Raw genomic sequence first — 23,490 nt, 5'->3', positions numbered from 1 at the left:
AGCACCGCCGGGCCGCCCTCGGCGAGCAGCCGGGTCTGGATCTCGGTCATCTCCAGGACCGTCGAGACCGGCTCGCGCACGCGCACCAGGCGCTGGCTGGATTCGAGCTTTTCGATGAAGTCGCGCAGGCTGCGGTAGGGCATGGCCGCCAACTTACTGCGCGCGCCGGCGGCGGCACCAGGGGGCAAAGGCTACGGGGGTGGCTACGGGAGGGCCAGCGGTACCGCGTCCGGCGGTTGACAGAAAAGCTTCACGCAAGCGTCATTGCGCCGACAACGGCGGCCCGGCACCGTTCCGCCGGGACCGGCCCGACAAGGCAAGGGGAGGAGCGAGCAGGATGGCGAAGGGAATTGGGGCCAAGGCGGCGCTGCTGGCGGCGGCTGTATTGATGAGCGGCCTGGCGAGCGGCCTGGCGGGCGGTCCAGCGGCGGCGGCTTCCGGCAAGCTGGTGCTCTATACCAGCCAGCCCAACGCCGACGCGCAGCAGACGGTCGACGCCTTCACCGCCAGGCATCCGGACGTCGAGGTCGAGTGGGTACGCGACGGCACGACCAAGGTGATGGCCAAGCTGCGCGCCGAGATCGCCGCCGGCGCGCCGCAGCCGGACGTCCTGCTGATCCCCGATTCCGTGACCATGGCCGGCCTCAAGCAGGAAGGCCGCCTGCTGGCCTACCCCGAGGCGCCGGTCGGCCCCTACGACCCCGGGCTGTACGACAAGGACCTGACCTGGTTCTCGACCAAGCTGATCACCACCGGCATCGTCTACAACACCGCGGCGACCATGAAGCCGGCCTCCTGGAAGGACCTGCTGAAGCCGGAGGCCAAGGGCCAGATCGTCATGCCGAGCCCGCTGACCTCGGGCGCCGCCATGATCCACCTGGAAACCTTGACCGCCGATCCCGAGCTCGGCTGGGACTACTACGAGGCGCTCGCCGAGCAGGGCGCGCTGGCGAGCGGCGGCAACGGCGGCGTCTTCAAGGCCGTCGCGGGCGGCGAGAAGCTCTACGGCGTGGTCATCGACTTCCTGCCGATCCGCGAGAAGGCCAAGGGCTCGCCGGTCGAGTTCGTCTTCCCCTCCGAGGGCGTCTCGGCGGTCACCGAGCCGGTCGCGATCCTGTCCAGCGCCAGGAACCCCGAGGCGGCCAAGGCCTTCGTCGACTTCCTGCTGTCCCGCGAGGGCCAGGAGCTGGCGGCCGCCCAGGGCTACCTGCCGGCCGACCCCGAGGTGACGCCGCCCGAAGGTTTCCCCGCGCCCTCGTCGATCGAGGTCATGCCCTTCGACCCCGAGCAGGCGCTGACCGAGGAGGTCGCGCACAAGAAGGCCTTCGCGGAGCTGTTCGGCGGCTGACCGGACCCTTGCTCCCGTGAACCCTGCGCGTGGGAGCAGGGGAGGCGGCGGCGAGCTGGGCCTGCTCGCCGCCTTCGTCGTCTTCCTCTGCCTGGTCAGCCTGCTGCCGATGGCGCGCCTCCTGTGGGAGGGCGTGGCGCCGGGCGGCGACCCGCAGCTCGCGGTGCTGGCCGAGGTGCTGTCGGCGGGCAGCACCTGGCGGGCGACCGCCAACTCGCTGCAGTCGGCGCTCGGCGGCACGGCGATCTCGCTGCTGCTCGGCGGCGTCTTCGCGTTGCTGGTCGCCCTGACCGACATCCGCGCCAAGCCGGCGCTGGTCTTCTGCTTCCTGCTGCCGCTGATGATCCCGCCGCAGATCACGGCCCTGTCCTGGGCACAGCTGTTCGGGCCGGCCAGCCCGCTGCTCAACACCCTGGGCCTGGCGCCGCCCCCGGGCAGCCCGCACCCGCTCTACTCGGCCGGCGGCGTCACCCTGCTGCTCGGCATCCAGCACGCGCCCCTGGTCTTCCTGGCGCTGCGCGCCGGCCTGCGGACCCTGCCGCGCGAGCAGGTCGAGGCGGCGCGCGCCGCCGGCGCCGGGCGCTGGCGCGTGCTCTTCACCGTGATCCTGCCGCTGATGACGCCGGTGCTGGTCGCCGGCGCCGCCCTCTCCTTCGTCTCGGCGATCGGCAACTTCGGCATCCCGGCCCTGCTCGGCATCCCGGCGGGCTACACCGTGCTGCCGACGCTGATCTACCAGCGCCTCTCCAGCTTCGGACCCGCCGTGATCTCCGAGGTCGCGGTGCTGTCGATCCTGGTCGGGCTGATCGCCGCCGGCGGGCTGCTGCTGCAGTCGCTGGTTCTGAGGCGGCGCGACTACCGGAGCTTCACGGCCGTCTCGCAGCTGCTGTCCTACCGCCTGGGCGCGAGCCGGCGGCTCGCCGAGGCGGCGAGCTGGACGGTGATCGCACTGATCCTGATCGTGCCGCTCGTGGCTCTCGTCGCGACCTCCCTGGTGACCGCCTACGGGGTGCCGCTGTCGGCCGGCACGGTCACCCTCGGCAACTACGTCGAGGTGCTGTTCCGCCAGGCGGTGACGCTGCGCGCCTTCGCCAACTCCTTCGTCCTGGCCGGCGCCGCGGCGCTGCTGCTGGTCGCGGTCGCCGGGCCGCTCGGCTATTTCCTGGTCTGGCGGCGCTCGCCGCTGCTGCGCGGCCTCGAGCTGGTCGCCGAGCTGCCCTACGCGCTGCCCGGGGTGGTGCTGGCGATCGCCTGCATCCTGGTCTTCCTGAAGCCGCTGCCGGTCCTGGGCGTCGGCCTCTACGGCACGCTCTGGATCATCCTCTTCGCCTACCTGGCGCGCTTCCTGACCCTGGCGCTGAGGCCGACCGTCGCCGCCTTCCACCAGCTCGACCGCGCGCTCGAGGAGGCCGCGCAGGTCGCGGGCGCGCGCTTCCTGCGCCGGCTGCGCGACATCGTGCTGCCGCTGGTCGCCCCGGCCGCCGCGGCCGGCGGCCTGCTGGTCTTCATGACCGCCTTCAACGAGCTGACCGTCTCGGCGCTGCTCTGGTCGGGCGGCAACGAGACCCTCGGCGTCCTGGTCTTCAACCTCGACGACGGCGGCTCGACGGTGCTGGCCTCGGCGGTCGCGGTGCTCGCCGTGCTGGCGATCGTCGTCCTGATGGCGCTGCTGCAGCTCCTGGCACCGCGCCTGCCTGCCGGCGTCCTGCCCTGGGGCCGTTAGAGCTGTTCGGTCGAGCGGGGGATCACCCACCCGCCCTTGATCGCGACGCCGACCGCCTGGCCCGTCTCGGGCGCGCTCGCCTCGGGCTCGAGCAGCAGCAGGCTCGTGTCCGGATCCGCTTCGGGGCGCAGCTCGACCGCGACCCGGCCGCCCCGGTAGACGGTGCGGCGCACCCGCGCCGGCAGGGTCCCGGGCGTCTCGGCCGCGGCGAGCCTCAGGTGCTCCGGGCGCAGGCTGACGAGGACCCGGCCCGGGGCCTGGTCCGGGCGCGCACGCAGGCTCGCGCGGCAACCCCAGAGCGAGACCCGCGCCCGCCCGTCCGCCTCGAAGCCCAGCAGCTCGCCCTCGAGGAGGCTGCCTTCGCCGATGAAGCCGGCGACCATGGCCGTCTCCGGCTCGTTGTAGAGCGCGCGCGGCGGCGCCACCTGTTGCAGGCGGCCCTGGTGCATCACGGCGATGCGGTCGGCCAGCGCCATCGCCTCGGCTTGGTCGTGGGTGATGTAGACCATGGTCGCGCCGGTCTTGTCGTGGAAGGCGGCGAACTCCTCCTGCATGGCGGCGCGCAGGTGCACGTCGAGGTTGGCCAGCGGCTCGTCGAGCAGCACCAGCGGCGGCTCCATGACCAGGCAGCGGGCCAGGGCGACGCGCTGGCGCTGGCCGCCGCTGAGGTCGGCCGGGCGGCGCCCGGCGAAGCCCTCCAGCCCGGTCGTCGCCAGGGCGGCGTCGCGGCGGCGCGCCAGCTCGGCCCGGCCGAGGCCGGCGACCTTGAGCGGGTAGGCGACGTTCTCGGCGACGCTCATGTGCGGCCAGAGCGCGTAGGACTGGAAGACCAGGCCGACACGGCGCTCCTCGGGCGGCACCTGGCGGTCGGGCCCGGCGACCTCGCGGCCGGCGATGCGGATGCGCCCGGCGTCGGGCCGCTCGAAGCCCGCGATCAGGCGCAGCAGGGTCGTCTTGCCGCAGCCGGAGGGGCCGAGCAGCGCCAGGAACTCGCCGTCGGCGACGGCCAGGTCGACGGCGGCGACCGCCGGGTGGCCGTCGAACTGCTTGGTGACGGCGTCGAGAAGAAGCTCGGCCATATCGGGGAAAGGTCTCTCGGCAGGGGTGGCGGCGCGCGATACTAGTCCAGCATCGCCGGCGACTGAACAGGGGGGCGCCAGCGTCGTCGGCAGAGTCGTCGGCCGCACAGCGATCCGCCCGGCGGACCGGAACATCCGCGCCGAGCGACCGTTTACCTGGCGGAGCCGGTGCCGCGCGCAGCCGCGACGCTGCGCCGCCTTGCATCGCGGCCGGCGAACGCGCTTGATCGGCTCGGAGCCGCCGGTGCAGGGTGACCGGCAGGATTCGTAGAAGTAGAATGCAGGCGAGTGGCGAGCATGCAACAGTACTGGGTCGTCGGCGGCGAGTACCGCGACACTAAGTTCCAGGTTCCGGTCGGCGAGCGGGAGCAGTGGCTGGGTCCCTATCCCAGCTATGACGATGCCAAGGCGGAATGGGCGCGGCGCGCCTGGAAGACCGTCGACGAGGCGCACACGCGCTACCGCATCGAGAAGATCGACCAGGACGAAGTCCCGCCCTGCACGGACTGAGCGGAGCAGGCGACGCACGGCCCCGCCGCCCCGTGCCCTGGCCGCTGCCCGAAGCCGCGGCCGAGCGTCTGGCCCTGGCGCTCGACTACCCCTACGCCGCGCCGAACGAATCCTTTCTCTTCGCCGAAGGCCGCGAGCAGCCGATCGCGGCCGCCGACTTCGATGGCCGCCGCCCCGTCATCGCCCACGGCTCCAACCGCGCGCCCGCCCAGTTGCTGCGCAAGTTCGGCGCCGCCGCCGAGATACCCGTCACCTACGTCTGGCTCGAGGGCTACGACGTCGTTTACGCCGCCCATGTCACCCGCTACGGCGCGATCTCCTCGACCCTGCAGCGCGCGCCCGGCTGCCGCGTGCGGGTCGCGCTGACCTGGCTGACCGCCGGTCAGCTGGCGTGCATGCACGAAACCGAGGGCGCCGCGAGCTACCCCTTCGGCCGGCTCGAGGGGGTGGCGCTGGAGCCGGAGGCCGGGCCGGCGGCGCGCTCGCTCTGCTGCTATGTCAACGCCTTCGGCAGCCTGGCCGAGGCCGGCCGCGCCGTCGGCCTGGCGCTGCTCCGGGCCGAGGGCCGGCCCCACGGTGCCTGCCTGCAGCGCGATCTGCAGGAGCGGCTGCGTGCCCGGCACCATCCGGTCGATGCCCTGAACGACCACGTGCTCGCGCTGATCGCCGACGAGCGCCGCCGCCGGGCGCTGGCTGCGAAGCTGCGCGCCGAGGCGCTGCCGCTCGACCTGCCGGATTTCGTCAAGGGCGCGCGCTAGCCCAGCACCCGCCAGACCACCGCGTTGCGCAGGTCGCTGTCCTCGAGCTCGCGGCTGGTCGGGACGCCGTAGCAGGCGAGCCGCTCCAGCCCCGCCTTCGGCAGGTAGTTGCGGCCGGGGTCGCCGAGCAGGACCAGGGCGCCGCGCGCCGCCAGGGCCTGCAGCCAGGCGAAGGCACGCTCGGCCATCGGCCGCTCGTAGCAGACGTCGCCGGCCAGCACGACCTCCCAGCCCTCGTCGCGGCCGACCAGGTCGTCGCTGCTCACCGTCACAGTCAGGCCGTTGAGCGCGGCGTTGAGGCGGATCGCGGCGAGGGCGTAGGAGTCGATCTCGCTCGCCTCGACGCTCGCGGCGCCGGCTCGTGCCGCGGCGAGACCGGTGACGCCGCTGCCGGCCGCGAAGTCCAGGACGGTCCTGCCGGCGACGACCTCCGGGTGGTCGAGCAGGTAGCGCGCCAGGCCCTGGCCGCCGGCCCAGGCGAAGGCCCAGTAGGGCGGCGGCAGGCCCAGGGCCTCGAGGTCGGCCTCGGTCGCCTGCCACAGCGGGATCACCTCGCTGGCCAGGTGCAGGCGCAGCTCGGGAATCAGCGAGGGCGATTCGACGGCGGTCTGGGCGCGGACGAAGGCCTCGGGGTCCTGGGCCATCGCCGCGCCGCCTGTCAGGCCGCCAAGGGCGCGGCGAGGAGGCCGGCGAGCAGCAGCCAGCCGGTCCAGCGGTTCGACCTGAACAGCAGCAGGCAGCGGCGCGGGTCGTCGATCTCGAGCCGCCGGACCTGCCAGGCGAGCTGCGCCGCGACGCCGAGCAGGCCCAGGTAGAACGGCCAGGCGAGGCCGGCCGCCCCGCCCGCCGCGGCGAACAGCAGCAGCGCCGCCGCGTAGAAGCCGACCAGCCAGGGCCGGGTGCGTGTGCCGAGCTTGAGGGCCGAAGACTTGACGCCGATCAGGGCGTCGTCCTCCTTGTCCTGGTGGGCGTAGATGGTGTCGTAGCCGAGCGTCCAGAAGATGCCGGCGAGGTAGAGCAGGACCGGCGGCCAGTCGAGGCTCCCGGTCACCGCCGCCCAGCCCATCAGGGCGCCCCAGTTGAAGGTCAGGCCGAGCCAGAGCTGCGGCCAGTAGGTGATCCGCTTCATCAGCGGGTAGGGGAAGACCAGCAGCAGCGAGGCGAGGCCGAGCCAGGCCGCGGCCTCGGAGAGCTGCAGCAGGATCGCCAGCCCGAGCAGCAGCAGCCCCGCCAGGAAGGCCAGGGCCTGGCGCGGCGAGACCTGGCCGCTCGGGATCGGCCGTTCGGCGGTGCGCGCGACCCTGGCGTCGTAGTGGCGGTCGAGCAGGTCGTTGACCGTGCAGCCGGCGCCGCGCATGACCATCGCGCCGACGCCGAACAGCAGGTAGAGCCAGAGGTCCGGGGCCTGGCCCAGGCTGGCCTGCGCCAGCGCGATCGACCACCAGCAGGGGAACAGCAGCAGCCAGGTGCCGATCGGCCGGTCGAGCCGGGCGAGCCGCAGGTAGGGCCGCCAGCCCTCCGGTGCCAGGCGCAGCACCGGCGCGTCGGCACGGATGTCGCTCGCGCCCGAGGGGGCGCCCGAGGGGGCGGGGCGGCTCATGGCGCAAGGCATAGCGCCGGGGCAGGGGCGCTGTCACGAGTCCTCGGATGCCGCCCTCGGCCGGTCGCGCCGCCGCCCGCCTCCCGCGCTGACAGGCCGCGCGCCTTTGGCTACCTTCCTCGCCATGACCGAGCGCATCGCCACCCGCCTCTTCGTCGAGGACGACCTCGCGGCCGGCCAGTCCGTCGGCCTGGACCGCGAGCGCGCCCACTTCCTGCGCTCGGTGCTGCGCCTCGCCCCCGGCGCGGCCCTGGCGCTCTTCAACGGCCGCGACGGCGAGTGGCTGGCCCGGCTCGAGACGCTCGGCAAGGGCTGGGCCTCGGTCGTCGTCGAGTCCCGGCGCCGCCCGCAGGTCGCCGAGCCGGACCTCTGGCTGGTCTTCGCGCCGATCAAGCGAGCGCGCATCGACTTCGTCGCCGAGAAGGCCAGCGAGCTCGGCTGCGCGCTGCTGCAGCCGGTGCTGACCCGCTTCACCGCGGTCGAGCGGGTCAACGTCCAGCGCTTGGCGGCCAACGCCCGCGAGGCCGCCGAGCAGTGCGAGCGCCTGTCGGTGCCCGAGGTGCGCGAGCCGGTCGCGCTCGACCGGCTGCTCGGCGACTGGGGCGGCCTCAATCCCGACGGCGAGCGCCTGCTGGTCATGGCCGACGAGGGCGGCGCCCACGACCGCAGCCTGCCGCCGCTCGCCGCGGCGATCCGGGCGGCGGTGCGCCCGCCCGCCGACGCCGGGCTTCCGCCCCAGCGCTGGGCGCTGCTGATCGGTCCCGAGGGCGGCTTCGCCGAGCCGGAGCGCGAGCTGCTCGCGGGCCTGCCCTTCGTCGTGCGCGGCACCCTGGGCCCGCGCCTGCTGCGCGCGGACACCGCCGCGGTCGCCGGGCTGGCCCTGCTGCAGTCCGAGGCGGGCGACTGGCGGTAGGCCGGTCCGCCGCCGCCCCCCGCCGCCGCCCGCCGCCCGTGCCCCGGGCGAACAGCTTCTTGCCCGAAGCGGCATAGCTGCCATGACCCGCGAGACTTGACGCGACCCCGGCGCTGCAGCCTTTATCACGGCCGAAAAGCGCCGCCAGAAGCCGCCCCCTGAGACGAGCCGGAGCCCCCAAGACCATGTCCGCACCGCCGCAGGAAGAGGGCGCGCCGATCGAGGATCGCCGGCAGCTCGTCGAGCATCTCGAATCCGGCTGCAAGCCGCGCGAAGCCTGGCGCATCGGCACCGAGCACGAGAAGTTCGCCTTCACCTGGGACGATCTGAAGCCGCTGCCCTACGAGGGCGAGCGCTCGATCCGCCGGCTGCTCGAGCGCCTGGCCGAGGACTTCGGCTGGCAGCCGGTTTTCGAGGACGGCAGGCCGCTGGCGCTGCTCAAGGAGGGCTGCTCGATCACCCTCGAGCCCGGCGGCCAGTTCGAGCTGTCGGGCGCGCCGCTGGAGACGCTGCACCAGACCTGCGACGAGGTCCACACGCACCTGGCCCAGGTCAAGCAGGTCTGCGAGCCGCTCGGCATCGGCATGCTCGGCGTCGGCTTCGCGCCGACCTGGACCCGCGCCGACGTCCAGGAGATGCCCAAGGCGCGCTCGGCGATCATGCGCGCCTACATGCCCAAGGTCGGCTCGCTCGGCCTCGACATGATGCACCGGACCTGCACCGTGCAGGTCAACCTCGACTTCGCCGACGAGCGCGACATGGTGCGCAAGTTCCGCACCTCCCTGGCGCTGCAGCCGGTGGCGACGGCGCTCTTTGCCAACTCGCCCTTCACCGAGGGCAGGCCGAACGGCTTCCTCAGCTACCGCAGCCACATCTGGACCGACACCGATCCCGACCGCTGCGGCATCCTGCCCTTCGTCTTCGAGCCGGGCATGGGCTTCGAGCGCTACGTCGAGCACGTGCTCGACGTGCCGATGTACTTCGTCTATCGCAACGGCCGCTACATCGACGCCGCCGGCCAGTCGTTCCGCGACTTCCTCGAGGGGCGCCTGCCGGCCCTGCCCGGCGAGAAGCCGCTGATCAGCGACTGGGCCGATCACCTGACGACGCTGTTCCCGGAAGTCCGCCTCAAGAAGTACCTGGAGATGCGCGGCGCCGACGGCGGCCCCTGGAACCGGCTCTGCGCCCTGCCGGCGCTCTGGGTCGGGCTGCTCTACGACGAGGCCTCGCTGGCGGCCTGCGAGGACATCGTCGCCGGCTGGACGCCGGAGGACCATGCCTTCCTGCGCAACGAGGTGCCGCGCCGGGCGCTCTCGACGCCCTTCCGGGGCCGGCCGCTGATCGACCTGGCCCGCGAGATCGTCGCGCTCGCCGAGGACGGCCTGCGCCGCCGCGCCAAGGCGGGGCGCGTCAGCCCCGACGAGACCGAGTACCTCTCGGTGCTCCAGGAGGAGGCCGTCCAGACCGGGCGGACCCCGGCCGAGGGCCTGCTCGAGGCCTATACCGACGACCTGCCGGCGCTGTTCCGCGAGTGCGCCTACTAGTTCGCGGCCGCGGCGGTCTATCATCGCCCGCGCGATAACCGGCGGCGAGGGGGCGCCCGGCATGCTTTCGAACGACGAGAAGAGCTTCCTGCGGGAATGGGCGCCGAAGATCCTCGGCACCGCCTACCTGCTCTGCCTGATGGCCATGATCGGCGCACACCCGCGCCCGGGGAGCCTCGACAGCCTGACCGCCGCCCTGGTCGCTGCCTTGCCCTGGGCGCTCGGCCTCGGCGCGCTGACGCTGCTGGCCGCGGTGCTCTGGCGGCGGCGGGCCTGATCCGACTCCCGGGGCATTCGCCAGTCGACGGGGTGACGCGGGTGCTGGCGCGCCCCTTGCATACCGAGGCAGGGAGGAGCGTGAGGCGTCGCGGTGCTCGGCTCGACGCGCGAATTCCCTGAGGCTCCGGCGCGCGCTGTCACGCCGTTCGACAGCGCCCGTCAAGAAGCTTGGCAGAGCCGGTTACTGGACGTCGCGCTCGGCGGCGGCCACAGCCTCGGGAGTGTTCAATCATGTTGTGGAACGACTCGTTGCCCGGCCGGCGGATCGCCCGCCGCCTCGCCGCGTCCGTTCTTGCCGCGCCCCTTCTCGCCGTCCTGCTCGCCGCGGGCGCAACCGACGCACGGGCCGGCGTGCTGCTCAGCGATTCGGCGGTCTTCTCGGCCAACGGCGCCGGCGAGAACTGGAACGGCTGGATCTGGAACACCCAAGCCCCGCCGGCCGACGTCGCGGACCGCTGGAACCTCTACTACTCCAGCTCGCCCGACCCGGCGAACCCGGTGTTCCTGAACTCGGGGAACGGCGCCTCCACCGGCATCGCCTTCGACCTCGGCGTCGGCACCCACAGCTTCCTCGTCTACGGCGAGACCGCCACGACGCAGCTGGATCCGCAGCAACATTTCGTGCTGAGCCTCTACTTCGAAGGCAACCAGGGCGCGCCCGACATCTCGGGGCTCTACGGCCCTGACTGTCCCCTCGTCTGCGCCGCCGGCCATCCGAACGGCCTCGACCTGTTCGGCAACAGCGGGCTCGGCGGCAATGCAGCCGCGCAGGAGGCGGGCACCCTGGTGTTCGCTTCCGGCCCCTACAAAGTCGAGTTGACCGGCTTCAACTGGGCCGTCGGCGACGGCATCGACGCGGTCTGGCCCCACTGGGACAATACCGCGCCCTACTCCAACGGCAGCGGACGGCCGGACTTCGTCGGCCAGGTGGAGCTGCGCGTCACCGCGGTGCCGGAGCCGGCCGGACTCGGCCTGCTCGTGGCGGGGCTGCTCGGCCTCGGCCTGGCCGCCCGGCGTCGCCGCGACGCCCGCGGCTGACACCGCAATCGACGGCGCCAAAGCAAAAGGCCTCCGCCGAACGGCGGAGGCCTTTTTGCGTCCTGGAGGATCGCGGCGCCGGTCAGGCGGCGGCCGTCTCGCCCTTCCGGCTGTCGACGATCTGGCGCTTGATGCGCAGCGCGATCAGTCCGAGCTTGCGGTTCGGGGTGCCGAGCAGGAAGGCGTCGAGCCCGCCGTTGTGCTCGACCGTGCGGATGCCCGCGGTCGAGATGCGCAGCGGCACCATCTTGCCCAGCGCCTCGCTGTAGAGCGAGGTCGACTGCAGGTTCGGCTTGAAGCGGCGCTTGGTCTTGATGTTCGAGTGGCTCACATGGTGGCCACTGATCACGCCCTTGCCGGTGAAGGCGCAGCGTCGAGGCATGGTTCTAATCCGTTGGCTGGCACAAGAACACGAGCGGGTGTGGGCAGCCCGCACCCGGGAGAGCGGGTGTATAGGCGAAGCCCGGGCCGCCCGTCAAGGCGCTCGGCGCCTATTTCTCGCCCAGGAAGGCCTGCAGCAGCGCCTTGGCCGCGGTCGCGGCCGGCTGGCGGCCCTCGGCGACGGCGCGCTCGACCTCGGCCAGTCGGGGCCCGACCGCCGGGTGGGCGCGAAAGGCGCGGAGCAGGGCGTCCTCGATCTCGCTCCACATCCAGGCGCGCGCCTGACCGGCGCGCTTGCGGGCGAGGCCGGCCTCGCCGAGCGCCGCGCGGTGGTCGCCGACCGCCCGCCAGACCGCCTCCAGGCCGCGCGCCTCCAGCGCCGAGACCTGGAGCACCGGGACCTGCCAGTCGGCCGTGGTCGGGCGCAGCATCCTGAGCGCGCTCTGGTATTCGGCGGCGGCGCGCCGCGCCGCCGCCGCGAGCTCTCCATCGGCCTTGTTGACTACGACCAGGTCGGCCAGCTCGACGACCCCCTTCTTGATGCCCTGGAGCTCGTCGCCGCCCGAGGGCAGCAACAGCAGCAGGAAGAGGTCGACCATGTCGGCGACGGCGGTCTCGGACTGGCCGACCCCGACCGTCTCGACGATCGCCACGTCGAAGCCGGCGGCCTCGCAGAGCAGCAGCGCCTCGCGGGTCCGCCGGGCGACCCCGCCGAGCGAGCCGCCGGTCGGCGAGGGCCGCACGAAGGCCTCGGGCGCGCGGGCGAGCCGCTCCATGCGCGTCTTGTCGCCCAGGATCGAGCCGCCGGTGACCCGCGAGGAGGGGTCGACGGCGAGCACCGCGACCCGGTGTCCCTGCTCGATCAGTTGGCCGCCGAGGGCCTCGATGAAGGTCGACTTGCCGGCGCCCGGCGGCCCCGAGATGCCGAGCCTGACCGAGCCGCCGGTCTCCGGCAGCAGGGCGGCGAGCAGCGCCTCGGCGCGTTCGCGGTGGTCGGCCCGGCTCGACTCGACCAGCGTGATCGCGCGCGCCAGCGCCCGGCGGTCGCCGGCGCGGATCTGCGCGGCCTGCTCTTCAACGGTCATGGTTCGGCGCTTAGCACGATTCAGGGCGCCGCGCATCGGGATGGGCGCGGAAGCCCGTCATCCCGGACGCCGCTTTGCCCGGCAGCTTTGCTGCCGTCGGCAAGGCGAGCGATCCGGGATCCAGGGCCGCGCCGCACCGGCTCCCCGGCCCCTGGATCCCGGCTCTCCGCTTCGCGTCGGCCGGGATGACGTGGGGTGGACGACGTGGGGTGGATGACGGCGGGCGGGATGACGGCGGGCGGCTTACCTAGAGCTCGGCCGGCTCGATCGCCGGCTCGCTGCGCTCCTGCTGGCGCCGCCACATCTCGGCGTAGAGGCCGCGCCGGGCGAGCAGCTGGGCGTGGGTGCCGCTCTCGGCGACGCGGCCGCCGTCGAGCACGACGATGCGGTCGGCCTCGACCACGGTCGAGAGGCGGTGGGCGATGACCAGGGTGGTGCGGCCGGCCGAGACCTTGCGCAGCGCGGCCAGGATGTCCTGCTCGGTCTTGGAGTCGAGGGCGCTGGTCGCCTCGTCGAAGACGAAGATGCAGGGCTCCTTGAGCACGGTGCGGGCGATCGCGACCCGCTGCTTCTCGCCGCCGGAGAGCTTCAGGCCGCGCTCGCCGACCGTCGTCTGCCAGCCCTCGGGCAGGCTCTCGACGAAGCCCTCGATGGCGGCGACGCGCGCCGCCTCGGCGATCTCCGCCTGGCTCGCCTCGGGGCGGCCGTAGCCGATGTTGTAGGCGATGGTGTCGTTGAACAGCACGGTGTCCTGGGGAACGATTCCGATCGCGCGGCGCAGCGAATGCTGGGAGACCTCGCGCAGGTCCTGCCCGTCGATGCGGATCGCGCCGCTCTCGACGTCCCAGAAGCGGAACAGCAGGCGCGACAGCGTCGACTTGCCGGCGCCGCTGGAGCCGACCACGGCGACCGTCTGCCCGGCCGGGACGGTGAAGCTGAGGCCGCGCAGGATCGGCCGGTCGGCGTGGTAGCGGAAGTGGACGTCGTCGAACACGACCTCGGCACCCTGGCTGCGCAAGGGCGGCGCGCCGGGACGGTCGGTCACGCCGGGGGCGACCAGCATCAGCTGGAACATGATCTCCATGTCGATCAGCGACTGCTTGATCTCGCGGTAGACGAAGCCGAAGAAATTCAGAGGCTGGGCCAGCTGCATCATGTAGGCGTTGACAGCGACGAAGTCGCCGACGGTCATGACGCCGTCGCGCAGCCGGAAGGCGGCGAGCAGCATCAGGGCCGTGGCGCCGGCCGCCACGATCGCGGCCTGGCCGACGTTGAGGTAGGACAGCGAGGTGCGCGAGGCGGTCGCCGCGGTCTCGTAGGAGCGCAGGCCCTCGTCGTAGCGCCGCGCCTCGTGGGCCTCGTTGCCGAAGTACTTGACCGTCTCGAAGTTGATCAGGCTGTCGATCGCCTTGGTGTTGGCGCGCTGGTCGCTCTCGTTCATGCGCCGGCGCAGCTTGAGGCGCCATTCCGTGACCCGGTAGGTGTAGAAGACGTAGCCGACCACCGTGACCAGGGTGATCGCCGCGAAGGCGAAGCCGTAGAGCGCCCACAGGATGGCCGCGGTCAGGACCAGCTCGATCAGCGTCGGCAGCACCGAGAACAGCGAGAAGTTGAGCAGCGAGTCGATGGCCTTGGTGCCGCGCTCGATGACCCGCGACAGGCCGCCGGTCTGGCGGTCCAGGTGGAAGGCGAGCGACAGCCCGTGCAGGTGCTCGAAGACCTGCAGCGCGACCTTGCGGATCGCCCGCTGCCCGACCTTGGCGAAGAAGGCCTCGCGCAGCTCCTGGAAGCCCAGGCTGGCGACGCGCGCGCCGCCGTAGGCCAGGATCAGGCCGATCGGCAGGGCCGCCTCGGCCGGTACCCCGGCCTCGCCGAGGGCGGTCAGGGCGTCGATCGCCCGCTTGTAGATCAGCGGCACCACGACCAGCGCCGCCTTGGCGACGACCAGGCAGCCGATCGCCGCCACGACGCGCCAGCGCAGCGCCGGCTCGCCCTTCGGCCAGAGATGCGGCAGCAGGTCCTTGATCGTCTGCCACTGGTTGCGCCGTCCGGGCGCCGCCCGCAGGACCGGGGGCTGGGGGGCCAGGTCGCTCACGTGGGCCGGCTCCGCCCCTGCCGGACTACTGCTGGCGGCCGACCGCGCGCGCCAGCAGCAGGTAGAGCTTGCCGACGTCGGCGGTCAGGAAGGTCGCGCTCAGCACGTTCTCCGGGTCGCATTCCGCCGCCTGGTTGAGCAGCGATTCGAACTGCTGGATGTAGCGCGTGGCGCGCTGGCGGAAGCGCTCGTCGTCGCGGTAGCGCTGGGCCAGCTCGACGGTCATGCCGTCGTCGCGCCGGCGCACCAGGCGGCGCGCGAAGATGTTGCGCTCGCCCTTGCGCCAGCGCTTCCAGTAGTCGTCGGGAATCTCCTGGTCGACCAGCTTGGCGATGTCGACCGAGGCCTCGGTCAGCTCGTCCAGCATCAGGGTCGCGGTGCGCAAGAAGAGGTCGCGCCGCGCCTCCAGGTCGGACTGGCGCAGGCGCAGGGTGTGCTGGCTCGCCTCCTCGGAGGCGCGGCGCAGCTCCTCGGCCTGCTGGCGGCAGGCGATCGAGACGTCGTTGAGCTGGGCGATCGTCGAGGCGACGCTGCGCTCGAAGCCTTCGCCCTGGCTCTCGAACTGCTGGCCGACCGCGCGCGCGCGCTCGAGCGCGCCGTCGGCCGACTGGGTCAGGGCGACCGCCGCCTGCCCGAGGTGGCTCGAGAGCTCCTTGAGCCGCGCCGCGGCGCCGGCCGAGGCCTGGCCGAAGTCGGCGATGCTGCCGCTCAGCGCCAGCTTGATCTCCTGGGCCGAGGCTTCGGCCTCGTGGCTCGCCTGCCCGAGGGCGCGGCTTTGCTCGCCGAGCAGCTGGCGCACCGTCTCGCTGGTGCCGGTGAGCTGCGGCGTCAGGGCGGCGAGACGCTCCAGCTCCTCCTCGACGGCGCCGCGCAGGCTGGTCGCGGCGGTCTGCGCCGAGGCCGTCAGGTCCGACAGGGCGCGGCCCTGCTCCTGCATCTCGGAGGAGGCCTCGCGGGAGCTTTCGCTGGCCTCGCGGGCGCGCTCGGCCAGTACCTGGGCGAGGCGCTGCAAACTGATCGTCGCCTTGTCGATGCGTTCGGCGGTCAGGTCCGTGACCTCGCGCAGCTGCTCGGCGCGGCGCTGGAAGGCCTCGCCGGACTGTCCGGCGCGCTCGATCGCGCGCTCCGAGGCGGCGCTCAGCGCCTGGACGTGCGGGCGCAGCGCCTCGCTCGCCTCCTGCAGGCGGCGGGTGGCGTGGCGCGCGGCCTCCGAGAGCGCGGTCGAGGAGGCCTCGCCCATCGACTGCAGATCGGTGCGCGCCTGGACCATGGTCACGCGCATCTTCTCGCTGGCCCGCTCGGCGGTCGCGGCGGCGGTCTCGGCCTCGGAGCGGAACATGCCGCCCATCTGCCCGGCGCTGGAGACGGCGTCGTCGGCCGAGCTGCGGACCAGCTCGGCGACGCCCTGCAGGGCGTGGTTGATCTCGCTGCTCTTGCGCTCGATCTCCTCGACCAGGCGCGACAGGTCGCCCGACTGGTTGCTCAGGGTCGCCTTCAGGTAGTCGGCCTGGTTGACGGCGCCGGCGAAGGAGGTGGTCAGCTGCTCGAGCAGCTCGCGCGCCTCCTCGTTGAAGGACTTGGCGCGCTGCGCCAGGTCGCGGGTGGCGGTCTGGATCGCCTTGGTGTCGCCCTCGAGCTGCTGGCGCAGGCCGCCGGCGCTGCTGGTCAGTTGCTGGGTGACGTTGACCAGCTCGGCCGAGCGCTCGCCCAGGCGGTCGGCGGCGGCGACCGATTCGCCGACCGCCCGGTCGGCGGCGTCGGCCAGCTCGGCGACCGGCTCGCGCACCGCGGCCAGGATCCCGGCCGCGGCCTCCTGGGCCTTCTCTGAGGCGGCGTTGAGCTCGACGATCTGGCGGTCGGTGGCGCCGCGCATCTCCTCGAGGCGGGCCGAGGTCTGCTGGTCGATCTCGCCGAGCCGCCGCAGCTGGCCGGCCAGCTCGTCGCGCACCTCGCCGAGCTTGTCGCCGGCCTCGTCGGCGGCGCCGCGCACCAGCTCGCTCTGCTCGCGCAGCGAGGCGGTGATCGCACGCACCCGCGCCGTCGCCTCGTCCGGCGGGTAGGTCAGGGCGTCGAGCTTCTCGACCAGCGCTGCGGTCTCGGCGGACAGGCCGCGCGCTCGCGCCACGACGAGGGCGACCAGCCAGAGGAAGATCAGCGGCGCGAAGACGCCGACGACCAGGGTGCCGAGTTCGTGGGGCAGCAGGCTGGCGACCTGGTCGACGCCGTAGACCCGGCGCAGGTAGAGCCAGGAGGCGACCAGCCAGCCGAGGCTGATCAGCAGGCCGGCGGCGATCAGCAGGCGGTGGCGTCGCTTGCCGCTCGTCAGGGGGGAGCCCGTCGCCACTCAGGCGGCCTCGCGGCGGCGCCGGATCAGGCCGAGGATCTCGCCGGCCGCCTGCGGGATGTTGGTGCCGGGGCCGTAGACCGCGGCGACGCCGTGCTCCTGCAGGAAGCCGTAGTCCTGGGGCGGGATGACGCCGCCGCAGATCACCAGGATGTCCTCGGCGCCGGCCTCCTTGAGGGCCGCGGTCAGCCCGGGCACGAGCGTGCGGTGCGCCGCCGCCTGGCTGGAGACGCCGATGACGTGGACGTCGTTCTCGACGGCCTGGCGCGCGGCCTCCTCGGGAGTCTGGAACAGCGGCCCGATGTCGACGTCGAAGCCGATGTCGGCGAAGGCCGTGGCGATGATCTTGGCGCCGCGGTCGTGGCCGTCCTGGCCGAGCTTGACGACCAGCAGGCGCGGCCGGCGGCCCTGCTCCTCGGCGAAGCGCTCGACCTCCGCGCGGATCCGCGCGAAGCCCTCGTCGCCCTCGTAGGCCGCCCCGTAGACCCCCGAGATCGAGCGGATCGTCGCGCGGTGCCGGCTGTAGACCTTCTCCAGGGCGTCGGAGATCTCGCCGACCGTGGCGCGCCGGCGGGTCGCCTCGACCGCCAGCGCCAGCAGGTTGCCCTCGCCGCTCTCGGCGGCGGCGCTCAGCGCCTCCAGCGCGGCGCGGCAGGCGGCCTCGTCGCGGCTTGCGCGCAGCTTCGCCAGGCGCTCGATCTGCCGCTTCAGCACCCGCGCGTTGTCGACGTTCAGGATCTCCAGCTCCTCGGCCGACTCGGGTCGGTAGCGGTTGACCCCGACGACCGTGTCCTCGCCGCGGTCGAGGCGGGCCTGGCGGCGCGCCGCCGAGTCCTCGATGCGCAGCTTCGGCATGCCGCTCTCGACCGCCTTGGTCATGCCGCCCATCTCCTCGACCTCGTCGATCAGCGCGCGGGCGTGGCTGGCCAGGGCGTGGGTCAGGCTCTCGACGTAGTAGCTGCCGCCCAGGGGGTCGACCGTCCTGGTCACGCCGCTCTCCTCGGCGATGATCAGCTGGGTGTTGCGGGCGATGCGCGCCGAGAAGGGCGTCGGCAGCGCGACCGCCTCGTCGAGCGCGTTGGTGTGCAGCGACTGGGTGCCGCCGAGCACCGCGGCCAGGGCCTCGATGGTCGTGCGCACGACGTTGTTGTAGGGGTCCTGCTCGGCCAGGGAGACGCCCGAGGTCTGGCAGTGGGTGCGCAGCATCAGCGAACGCGGGTCCTCGGCGCCGAACTTCTCCTTCATCAGGGTCGCCCACAGCAGGCGCGCGGCGCGCAGCTTGGCGATCTCCATGAAGAAGTTCATGCCGATGCAGAAGAAGAATGACAGGCGCGGCGCGAACTGGTCGACCGCGAGGCCCCGGTCGGTCGCCGCGCGCACGTACTCCAGACCGTCGGCGATGGTGAAGGCGAGCTCCTGGACACAGGTCGCCCCGGCCTCCTGCATGTGGTAGCCGCTGATCGAGATCGAGTTGAAGCGCGGCATTTTCTCGGCCGTATAGGCGATGATGTCGGCGACGATCCGCATCGAGGGCCCGGGCGGGTAGATGTAGGTGTTGCGGACCATGAACTCCTTGAGGATGTCGTTCTGGATCGTGCCGCCCAGCTTCTCGGGCGGCACGCCCTGCTCCTCGGCGGCGACGATGTAGCCGGCGAGCACCGGCAGCACCGCCCCGTTCATGGTCATGGAGACGGTCATCTCGTCGAGCGGGATGCCGTCGAACAGCACCTTCATGTCCTCGACCGAATCGATCGCCACCCCGGCCTTGCCGACGTCGCCGACGACGCGCGGGTGGTCGCTGTCGTAGCCGCGGTGGGTCGCCAGGTCGAAGGCGACCGACAGGCCCTTCTGGCCGGCCTTGAGGTTGGCCTTGTAGAAGGCGTTGCTCTCCTCGGCGGTCGAGAAGCCGGCGTACTGGCGCAGGGTCCAGGGGCGGGCGGCGTACATGGTCGCGCGCGGCCCGCGCACGAAGGGCGCGAAGCCGGGCAGGCCCGGCTCGTACTGCAGGCCTTCCAGGTCGGCGGCGGTGTAGAGCGGCTTGACCGGAATGCCCTCGGGGGTCTGCCAGACCAGGCTCTCCGGGTCGCCGCCCTTCAGCTCCCTGCCGGCGAGCTGCCGCCAGTCGTCGAGGCTCGGCTTCGTGAACCCGGAATCGAAGTCCGCCATGGCCGGTCGGGGCCCTTCTGCTGCCTTGGGTCGAGTCGGCGGCATCTAATCACCCCGCCACCGGGGTGTCTACGCCAGGGGGCGGGTCAGGAGGCGATCCGCAGGATGCCGACCGGCGCCTCGAATCCCTTGAGCCGCACCGACTCGCGGGCGACCGGCAGGCCCGCCAGCGCCTCCGCGACCGCCGGCTCGGCGGCCAGGGTCTCGGACAGCACGATCTCGCCGCCGCGGCTCTCGCCCTGCAGGCGGGCGGCCAGGTTGACGGTGCCACCGAAGTAATCGAGCCGCTCGTTCAGCGTGACCGCGATGCAGGGACCGGTGTGCAGGCCGACCTTGAGCAGGATCGGCCCGTCGGGATTGCGCTCGTTGAAGCCGGCGATCGACTCCTGGGCGGCGCGCGCCGCGGCCAGCGCCTGGGCGGGATCGGCGAAGGCGGCCATGATCGCGTCGCCGATGGTCTTGACCAGGGCGCCCTCGTGCGCGCGCACCAGCGCGCCCAGCAGAGCGAAGTGCTCGCGCACCAGATGGTAGGCGCGGGCGTCGCCGATCCGGCCGTAGAGCGCGGTCGAGGCGGCGAGATCGGTGAACATCAGGGTGATGCGGCGCACCGAGACTTCGTCGCCGGGGCGCAGCACCTGCTCGGCGAAGAGGTCGCGGAAGGCCTGCAGCGCGGTCACCCGGTCGGCGGTCAGGGCCTCGGCGACCCAGCGCCGGTCCTCGATCACGAAGGTTCGCGGCCAGGGCGTCGCGTTGACCAGCTCGACGGTCCCGGCCGGCGCCGGCGCGCCCGTCTCGACCGACTCCTCGCCCAGGATCACGGCCGGGAAGCCGGCGCCGGCGGCGAGCTCGAGGTCGCGCTCGGGGCCCTTCTCCTGGCTGCGCAGGCGGTAGGGGCCGGGCGCCAGGCTCGCCGCGACCCGCCGCGTCGCGCCGGCCGGCAGCGTGACGTGGAGCCGGATGTGCGGCGTCGACATCGGGCCGAGCAGGCAGTATTCGCCGAACTGGATCGGGCGCACCGCCTCGGCCGGGCGGAAGGACAGCTCGACGTTGCGCGAGAAGTCGCGGCCGTAGTCGATGTTGCAGCTGTCGCAGTGGGCGCCGTCGGGCAGGCGGTCGAGCGAGCCGGCGGCCGCCTTGGCGACCCGGCAGCGCGGGCACAGCAGGTCCCAGCTGAGTTCCAGCAGGCCGGTGCGGGTCGCCTGCAGGCAGAGCTCGATGGCCTGGCGCTCCGGCAGCTGCCAGCGCCGCGCCAGGGCCAGCGGCCTCAGGCGGGCGAGATCGACCTCCTGGGCCTCGAGCAGGAAGTCGGCGAGGCGCCGGGCCAGGCCGTGGCCGTGGCCGCTGGCCTCGATCGCCTCGACCATCTGCCCGACCCGCCGCCGCGTCGCCGGCGCGACCGGCGGCGCCCGGTAGTCGAACTCGCGGTCGCTGGCGCCCTGGGCGAAGCGGTCGGCCTGCAGGGCGAGGCGCGTGAAGCTCTCGCCGGCGGCCTTGAAGAAGAGTGTGCCCAGGAGCAGGCGGCCGAACGCCCCCGCCGGCTCGGCCTCCAGCCGGTAGTGCCCGAGGCAGCCGCCGTCCGGCTCCGGTGTCAGCCGGAAGCGCGCGCAGAGCCGGGCCAGGGGGCCGCGCGTGAAGACCCGGCAATGCTCGAACCAGGAGCCGGCCACCCAGTTGACCGGCAACTCCCGCCAGGCGAGCCGGAAGGGGCCCTGGCGGGCGGTCGCCTCGGCGAGCACCGTGCCGTCGGGCTGCGGCGTCTCGCGGATCGTCTGCTTGGGCAGGCCGGCCGCCTCGTTGAAGCGCGCGGTGTCGGCGAGCACGCGCCAGACCGCCTCCGCAGGCGCCTCGAAGCGCCAGACCCATTCCCGCGTCCGCCTGCCGGCCATCCTCGCCCCTCCCCGGGACAGAAGGCCGCCCGCCGTCGCCGGGATCGGCCGCTGCCGGCCGCTACCAGCGGAACAGCGGCACGCTCGCGGTCGGCCGGAAGCCCTCGTCGCCGCACAGCGCGGCCAGGGCGTCCGGCGCAGGCGCCTCGCCCTCTTCTACGTTCAGCTCCTCGGCGTGGATCCCGCCGATCACCAGAAGGCTGTCGACGCCGATCGCGCAGGCGCCGGCGATGTCGGTGCGCAGGGAGTCGCCGACCGCCAGGACGCGCTGCTTCGGCACGCCCGCGAGCGCCTCCAGGCAGGCGTCGTAGACCTCCGGATGCGGCTTGCCGTGGTAGCGGACCCGGCCGCCGAGCTGCTCGTAGCGCCGCGCCAGCGCGCCGGCGCAGATCTGCCGCAGGCCGCCGGCGATGACCTCCAGGTCCGGATTGGCGCAGATCATCGGCAGGCCGAGCGCAACGGCGGCGGCGAGCTCGGCCTCGTAGTCCTCGACGCGCTCCTGGCCGAGGTGGGCGCCGGTGTTGAGCAGGAAGTCGGCCTCGCTCAGGTCCTCGACCCAGGTCACATCGAGGCCCTCGCGCATGCCCTTGTCGCGGTCGGAGCCGAGATGGTGGCCGCGCCGGCCGAGCGCGCGGTACCAGTCGTCGGGCCGCTGCTTCAGGTGGCGCCAGGCCTCCTCGCCGGAGGAGACGACGCGGTCGTAGAGCCCGGCGCGGATGCCGAGCTCGTTCATCTTGCTCTCGATCTCGAGGGCACGGCGCGGCGCGTTCGACAGCACGACGACGCGCTTGCCGGCGGCGCGCAGCCGCTCCAGGCAGTCGATGGCGTGCGGGAAGGCGGTGTGGCCGTCGTGCAGCACGCCCCAGAGGTCGCAGATCAGGCCGTCGTAGCGCCCGGCGATCTCACGCAGGCCGGCGAGAGCGGGCAGGGCAGGCGGGGCGGTGTCCATGACGGCGGGTTTTGCCACGGCCGGGGCACCGGGGAAAGGCCTGGCGCGCGGGCCGTCGCCGGGCGGCTCAGTCGGCGAGCTTGGCCAGGCGCGGCTCGCCGAAGAGGTAGCCCTGGCCGAAGTCGATGCCGAAGTCGAGCAGCTCGCGCAGGGTCTCCTCGGTCTCGATCTTCTCGACGATCACGTCGATGCGGTGCTGGGTCAGGCCGCCGAGCAGCGCCTGCACGGCGTCGCCGCCGTCGCCCGCACCCTCGCCCTTGGCCAGCGCCAGCAGCTCGCTGGCATCGAGCTTGACGAAGCTGAAGTGGCGCTCGGCCAGGTCCCTGGGATCGAGCGCCAGGTCGCGGATGCGGTCGAGCGAGAAGCGGCAGCCGAGGCGGTGCAGCCGATCGAACTGGTCCAGGGTCTCCGGCCCCAGGCTGGGCAGGTCGGTCTGGGCCATCTCGAAGATCAGGTTCGCGCCGATCTCGGCGTTGGCCGTCAGGTAGTTGGCGAAATCGCCCAGGAACTCGGGGTCGCGCAGCGTGTGTCCGGCGAGGTTGCAGAAGAAATCGACCGTCTCGGGCCGCTGGCGGATCCGGCGGATCATCTGGACGCAGCGGAACAGCAGCATGTTGTCGATGGCGGTGATCAGGCCGGCGCGCTCGGCGACGCCGATGTAGCGCTGCGCCGGCAGGATGTTGTCGGCCTCGTCGCGCAGGCGCGTGAAGCATTCGTAGTAGCGGCGCTTTCGTTGCGGCAAGGAAACGATCGGCTGGAGCACGACCTCGATGCGGTCGTGGCGGAGCGCCTCGTGGACGATGTCCAGGATCTCGGCCTCGCGCTCGTCGGGCTCGCTGTCCTGGCTGTGGCCGATCACGCTGAGCGCGCTGCCGGCGGGCTCGGCCTCGACCTCGGCGCCGGCGGGCATTGCGCCTGGATCGTCGACGCGCAGGTCCGAGACCCGCGGCTCCGGCGCCTCGTAGCGGCGCGCCGAGAGCTTGGCGACCAGCGACTTCAGCAGCTTGATCTCGGCCATCACCTCGTCGACGGCGCGCGCCTTCTCGTAGTCGGCCTGGCCGTCGCGGCCGTCGCGCGGCTGGCGCTCCAGGACCTCGAGCAGGCTGCGCATCTCGCGCCTGGCCCAGCCCAGCTCCTCCTCGACCTGGAAGTAGGACTGGCGCAGGCGGGTCACCTGGCCGTGCAGCCGCGCCTCGCGGGCGAGGCGCGCGGCGACCTCGTGGGCGAGCGCGCAGAGCAGGAAGCCGAGGATGCCGACGCCGACCGCCAGGGCGGGATCCAGACCCGGCGCCAGGCGCGGCAGATACCATGCGGTCAGGCCGGTGAGCGCGCCGTAGCCGGCGACGAGCAGGAGGTTCGTCAGCATGGCGGCACTCTGCGTCGCCCGGACTTGAAAGAAGGTTAACGCGCGAGCCGCGCCGGCGACGGCTTTGCCGGGCAGCGGATTAGTGTCTATGGAGAACGCGAACCCGACAGCAGGAGGCCGCGCATGGCCGTGACGATCTACCACAACCCGCGCTGCTCGAAATCGCGCGAGACCCTGGCGCTGCTGCGCGCCAAGGGCCTGGAGCCGGCGGTCGTCGAGTACCTGAAGACGCCGCCGGATGCGGCGACGCTCGAGCGGCTGCTCGCCCAGCTCGGGCTCGAGCCGCGCGAGCTGATGCGCAAGAAGGAGCCGCCCTACCGCGAGCTCGGCCTCGACGACCCGACGAAGAGCCGCGCGGCGCTGGTCGCCGCCATGGTCGAGCACCCGGTGCTGATCGAGCGGCCGATCGTCGTCGCGGACGGCCGG

Annotated in this window: 21 protein-coding genes; 9 read left to right on the top strand and 12 right to left on the bottom strand. The window is 73.0% G+C overall.

Translation table 11 applies throughout. The annotated features are described in order from the left end of the window. Window positions 1-143: hypothetical protein (locus WD341_RS07800; protein ID WP_368424877.1), on the bottom strand; the 143-nt coding region annotated here is incomplete at its 3' end. 194 nt (window positions 144-337) lie between these two features. Here WD341_RS07800 and WD341_RS07795 point away from each other — a divergent pair. Beyond that, complete coding sequence (locus tag WD341_RS07795) at window positions 338-1,348, top strand: ABC transporter substrate-binding protein (RefSeq protein WP_368424875.1); 1,011 nt, start codon at window positions 338-340, stop codon at window positions 1,346-1,348. Between the two features lie 16 nt (window positions 1,349-1,364). After that, window positions 1,365-3,071, top strand: coding sequence for an ABC transporter permease (locus tag WD341_RS07790; RefSeq protein WP_368424874.1), 1,707 nt, complete (start codon window positions 1,365-1,367; stop codon window positions 3,069-3,071). Here the strand turns inward: WD341_RS07790 and WD341_RS07785 are convergent. Then, on the bottom strand, window positions 3,068-4,150 hold the full coding sequence (locus WD341_RS07785; RefSeq protein ID WP_368424873.1) for an ABC transporter ATP-binding protein: 1,083 nt from the start codon (window positions 4,148-4,150) through the stop codon (window positions 3,068-3,070). The two genes, WD341_RS07790 and WD341_RS07785, sit on opposite strands and share 4 nt — an antisense overlap. Before the next feature lie 297 nt (window positions 4,151-4,447). Here WD341_RS07785 and WD341_RS07780 point away from each other — a divergent pair, with 297 nt between their 5' ends. Continuing rightward, window positions 4,448-4,660 carry a DUF4170 domain-containing protein gene (locus tag WD341_RS07780; RefSeq protein ID WP_368424872.1) on the top strand — a complete coding sequence of 71 codons (213 nt, stop codon included), beginning with the start codon at window positions 4,448-4,450 and terminating at the stop codon, window positions 4,658-4,660. 32 nt (window positions 4,661-4,692) lie between these two features. Then, window positions 4,693-5,418 carry a hypothetical protein gene (locus WD341_RS07775; RefSeq protein WP_368424871.1) on the top strand — a complete coding sequence of 242 codons (726 nt, stop codon included), beginning with the start codon at window positions 4,693-4,695 and terminating at the stop codon, window positions 5,416-5,418. Here the strand turns inward: WD341_RS07775 and WD341_RS07770 are convergent. Together WD341_RS07770 and ubiA are read right to left on the bottom strand one after the other, a co-directional pair. Then, window positions 5,415-6,062 carry a methyltransferase gene (locus tag WD341_RS07770; RefSeq protein WP_368424870.1) on the bottom strand — a complete coding sequence of 216 codons (648 nt, stop codon included), beginning with the start codon at window positions 6,060-6,062 and terminating at the stop codon, window positions 5,415-5,417. The genes WD341_RS07775 and WD341_RS07770 overlap by 4 nt on opposite strands. Window positions 6,063-6,076: 14 nt before the next feature. Next, window positions 6,077-7,018: a 4-hydroxybenzoate octaprenyltransferase gene (gene ubiA / locus WD341_RS07765; protein WP_368424869.1), complete on the bottom strand. Its 942-nt coding sequence runs from the start codon at window positions 7,016-7,018 to the stop codon at window positions 6,077-6,079. Between the two features lie 124 nt (window positions 7,019-7,142). On the opposite strand from ubiA, the gene WD341_RS07760 reads away from it, so the two are divergent. The 4 genes from WD341_RS07760 (at window position 7,143) to WD341_RS07745 (ending at window position 10,792) form a co-directional block, all read left to right on the top strand. After that, window positions 7,143-7,931: a 16S rRNA (uracil(1498)-N(3))-methyltransferase gene (locus WD341_RS07760; protein ID WP_368424868.1), complete on the top strand. Its 789-nt coding sequence runs from the start codon at window positions 7,143-7,145 to the stop codon at window positions 7,929-7,931. A 185-nt stretch (window positions 7,932-8,116) separates the two neighbouring features. Next, on the top strand, window positions 8,117-9,475 hold the full coding sequence (locus WD341_RS07755; RefSeq protein ID WP_368424867.1) for a glutamate--cysteine ligase: 1,359 nt from the start codon (window positions 8,117-8,119) through the stop codon (window positions 9,473-9,475). A 61-nt stretch (window positions 9,476-9,536) separates the two neighbouring features. After that, the gene (locus WD341_RS07750) at window positions 9,537-9,752 is read left to right on the top strand and encodes a hypothetical protein (protein ID WP_368424866.1); all 216 of its coding nucleotides are present in this window, start codon (window positions 9,537-9,539) and stop codon (window positions 9,750-9,752) included. A 233-nt stretch (window positions 9,753-9,985) separates the two neighbouring features. Beyond that, window positions 9,986-10,792, top strand: a complete 807-nt coding sequence (locus WD341_RS07745; RefSeq protein WP_368424865.1) for a PEP-CTERM sorting domain-containing protein — start codon at window positions 9,986-9,988, stop codon at window positions 10,790-10,792. Window positions 10,793-10,874: 82 nt separating this feature from the next. On the opposite strand, the gene rpmB is transcribed toward WD341_RS07745, so the two are convergent. The 8 genes from rpmB to WD341_RS07705 all read right to left on the bottom strand — a co-directional run bounded on the left by rpmB (window position 10,875) and on the right by WD341_RS07705 (window position 23,064). Further along, complete coding sequence (gene rpmB / locus WD341_RS07740; RefSeq protein WP_368424864.1) at window positions 10,875-11,174, bottom strand: 50S ribosomal protein L28; 300 nt, start codon at window positions 11,172-11,174, stop codon at window positions 10,875-10,877. 109 nt (window positions 11,175-11,283) lie between these two features. Next, window positions 11,284-12,294, bottom strand: a complete 1,011-nt coding sequence (gene meaB / locus WD341_RS07735) for a methylmalonyl Co-A mutase-associated GTPase MeaB (protein ID WP_368424863.1) — start codon at window positions 12,292-12,294, stop codon at window positions 11,284-11,286. A gap of 211 nt (window positions 12,295-12,505) precedes the next feature. Further along, complete coding sequence (locus WD341_RS07730) at window positions 12,506-14,344, bottom strand: ABC transporter ATP-binding protein/permease (protein ID WP_368424876.1); 1,839 nt, start codon at window positions 14,342-14,344, stop codon at window positions 12,506-12,508. Window positions 14,345-14,378: 34 nt separating this feature from the next. Then, a complete protein-coding gene (locus tag WD341_RS07725) occupies window positions 14,379-16,697 on the bottom strand; it encodes a hypothetical protein (protein WP_368424862.1) in 2,319 nt (772 codons plus the stop codon). Then, entirely contained in the window at window positions 16,698-18,863 is a 2,166-nt protein-coding gene (gene scpA, locus WD341_RS07720) for a methylmalonyl-CoA mutase (protein ID WP_368424861.1), read from the bottom strand. 86 nt (window positions 18,864-18,949) lie between these two features. Next, entirely contained in the window at window positions 18,950-20,749 is a 1,800-nt protein-coding gene (locus WD341_RS07715) for an adenylate/guanylate cyclase domain-containing protein (protein ID WP_368424860.1), read from the bottom strand. Window positions 20,750-20,810: 61 nt separating this feature from the next. Beyond that, the gene (locus WD341_RS07710) at window positions 20,811-21,698 is read right to left on the bottom strand and encodes a TIGR01459 family HAD-type hydrolase (RefSeq protein WP_368424859.1); all 888 of its coding nucleotides are present in this window, start codon (window positions 21,696-21,698) and stop codon (window positions 20,811-20,813) included. A 67-nt stretch (window positions 21,699-21,765) separates the two neighbouring features. Then, window positions 21,766-23,064 (bottom strand): EAL domain-containing protein, encoded by a 1,299-nt coding sequence (locus tag WD341_RS07705; protein ID WP_368424858.1) that lies wholly within the window; start codon window positions 23,062-23,064, stop codon window positions 21,766-21,768. A 123-nt stretch (window positions 23,065-23,187) separates the two neighbouring features. On the opposite strand from WD341_RS07705, the gene arsC reads away from it, so the two are divergent. Further along, on the top strand, window positions 23,188-23,490 hold a 303-nt coding region (gene arsC / locus WD341_RS07700; protein WP_368424857.1), incomplete at its 3' end, for an arsenate reductase (glutaredoxin).

The sequence above is a fragment of the Tistlia sp. genome (assembly GCF_040905785.1).
GTDB lineage: Bacteria > Pseudomonadota > Alphaproteobacteria > Kiloniellales > DSM-21159 > Tistlia.
The sequence above is the reverse complement of the archived record's forward strand: the minus strand, read 5'-3'. Positions and strand labels throughout refer to the sequence as shown.

Coding starts and splice junctions, on each gene's coding strand:
- WD341_RS07745 (WP_368424865.1), top strand. CDS start 9,986: ATGTTGTGGAACGACTCGTTGCCCGGCCGGCGGATCGCCCGCCGCCTC.
- WD341_RS07760 (WP_368424868.1), top strand. CDS start 7,143: ATGACCGAGCGCATCGCCACCCGCCTCTTCGTCGAGGACGACCTCGCG.
- ubiA (WP_368424869.1), bottom strand. CDS start 7,018: ATGAGCCGCCCCGCCCCCTCGGGCGCCCCCTCGGGCGCGAGCGACATC.
- WD341_RS07715 (WP_368424860.1), bottom strand. CDS start 20,749: ATGGCCGGCAGGCGGACGCGGGAATGGGTCTGGCGCTTCGAGGCGCCT.
- WD341_RS07770 (WP_368424870.1), bottom strand. CDS start 6,062: ATGGCCCAGGACCCCGAGGCCTTCGTCCGCGCCCAGACCGCCGTCGAA.
- WD341_RS07755 (WP_368424867.1), top strand. CDS start 8,117: ATGTCCGCACCGCCGCAGGAAGAGGGCGCGCCGATCGAGGATCGCCGG.
- WD341_RS07750 (WP_368424866.1), top strand. CDS start 9,537: ATGCTTTCGAACGACGAGAAGAGCTTCCTGCGGGAATGGGCGCCGAAG.
- WD341_RS07795 (WP_368424875.1), top strand. CDS start 338: ATGGCGAAGGGAATTGGGGCCAAGGCGGCGCTGCTGGCGGCGGCTGTA.
- WD341_RS07705 (WP_368424858.1), bottom strand. CDS start 23,064: ATGCTGACGAACCTCCTGCTCGTCGCCGGCTACGGCGCGCTCACCGGC.
- rpmB (WP_368424864.1), bottom strand. CDS start 11,174: ATGCCTCGACGCTGCGCCTTCACCGGCAAGGGCGTGATCAGTGGCCAC.
- WD341_RS07710 (WP_368424859.1), bottom strand. CDS start 21,698: ATGGACACCGCCCCGCCTGCCCTGCCCGCTCTCGCCGGCCTGCGTGAG.
- meaB (WP_368424863.1), bottom strand. CDS start 12,294: ATGCGCGGCGCCCTGAATCGTGCTAAGCGCCGAACCATGACCGTTGAA.
- WD341_RS07780 (WP_368424872.1), top strand. CDS start 4,448: ATGCAACAGTACTGGGTCGTCGGCGGCGAGTACCGCGACACTAAGTTC.
- scpA (WP_368424861.1), bottom strand. CDS start 18,863: ATGGCGGACTTCGATTCCGGGTTCACGAAGCCGAGCCTCGACGACTGG.
- WD341_RS07785 (WP_368424873.1), bottom strand. CDS start 4,150: ATGGCCGAGCTTCTTCTCGACGCCGTCACCAAGCAGTTCGACGGCCAC.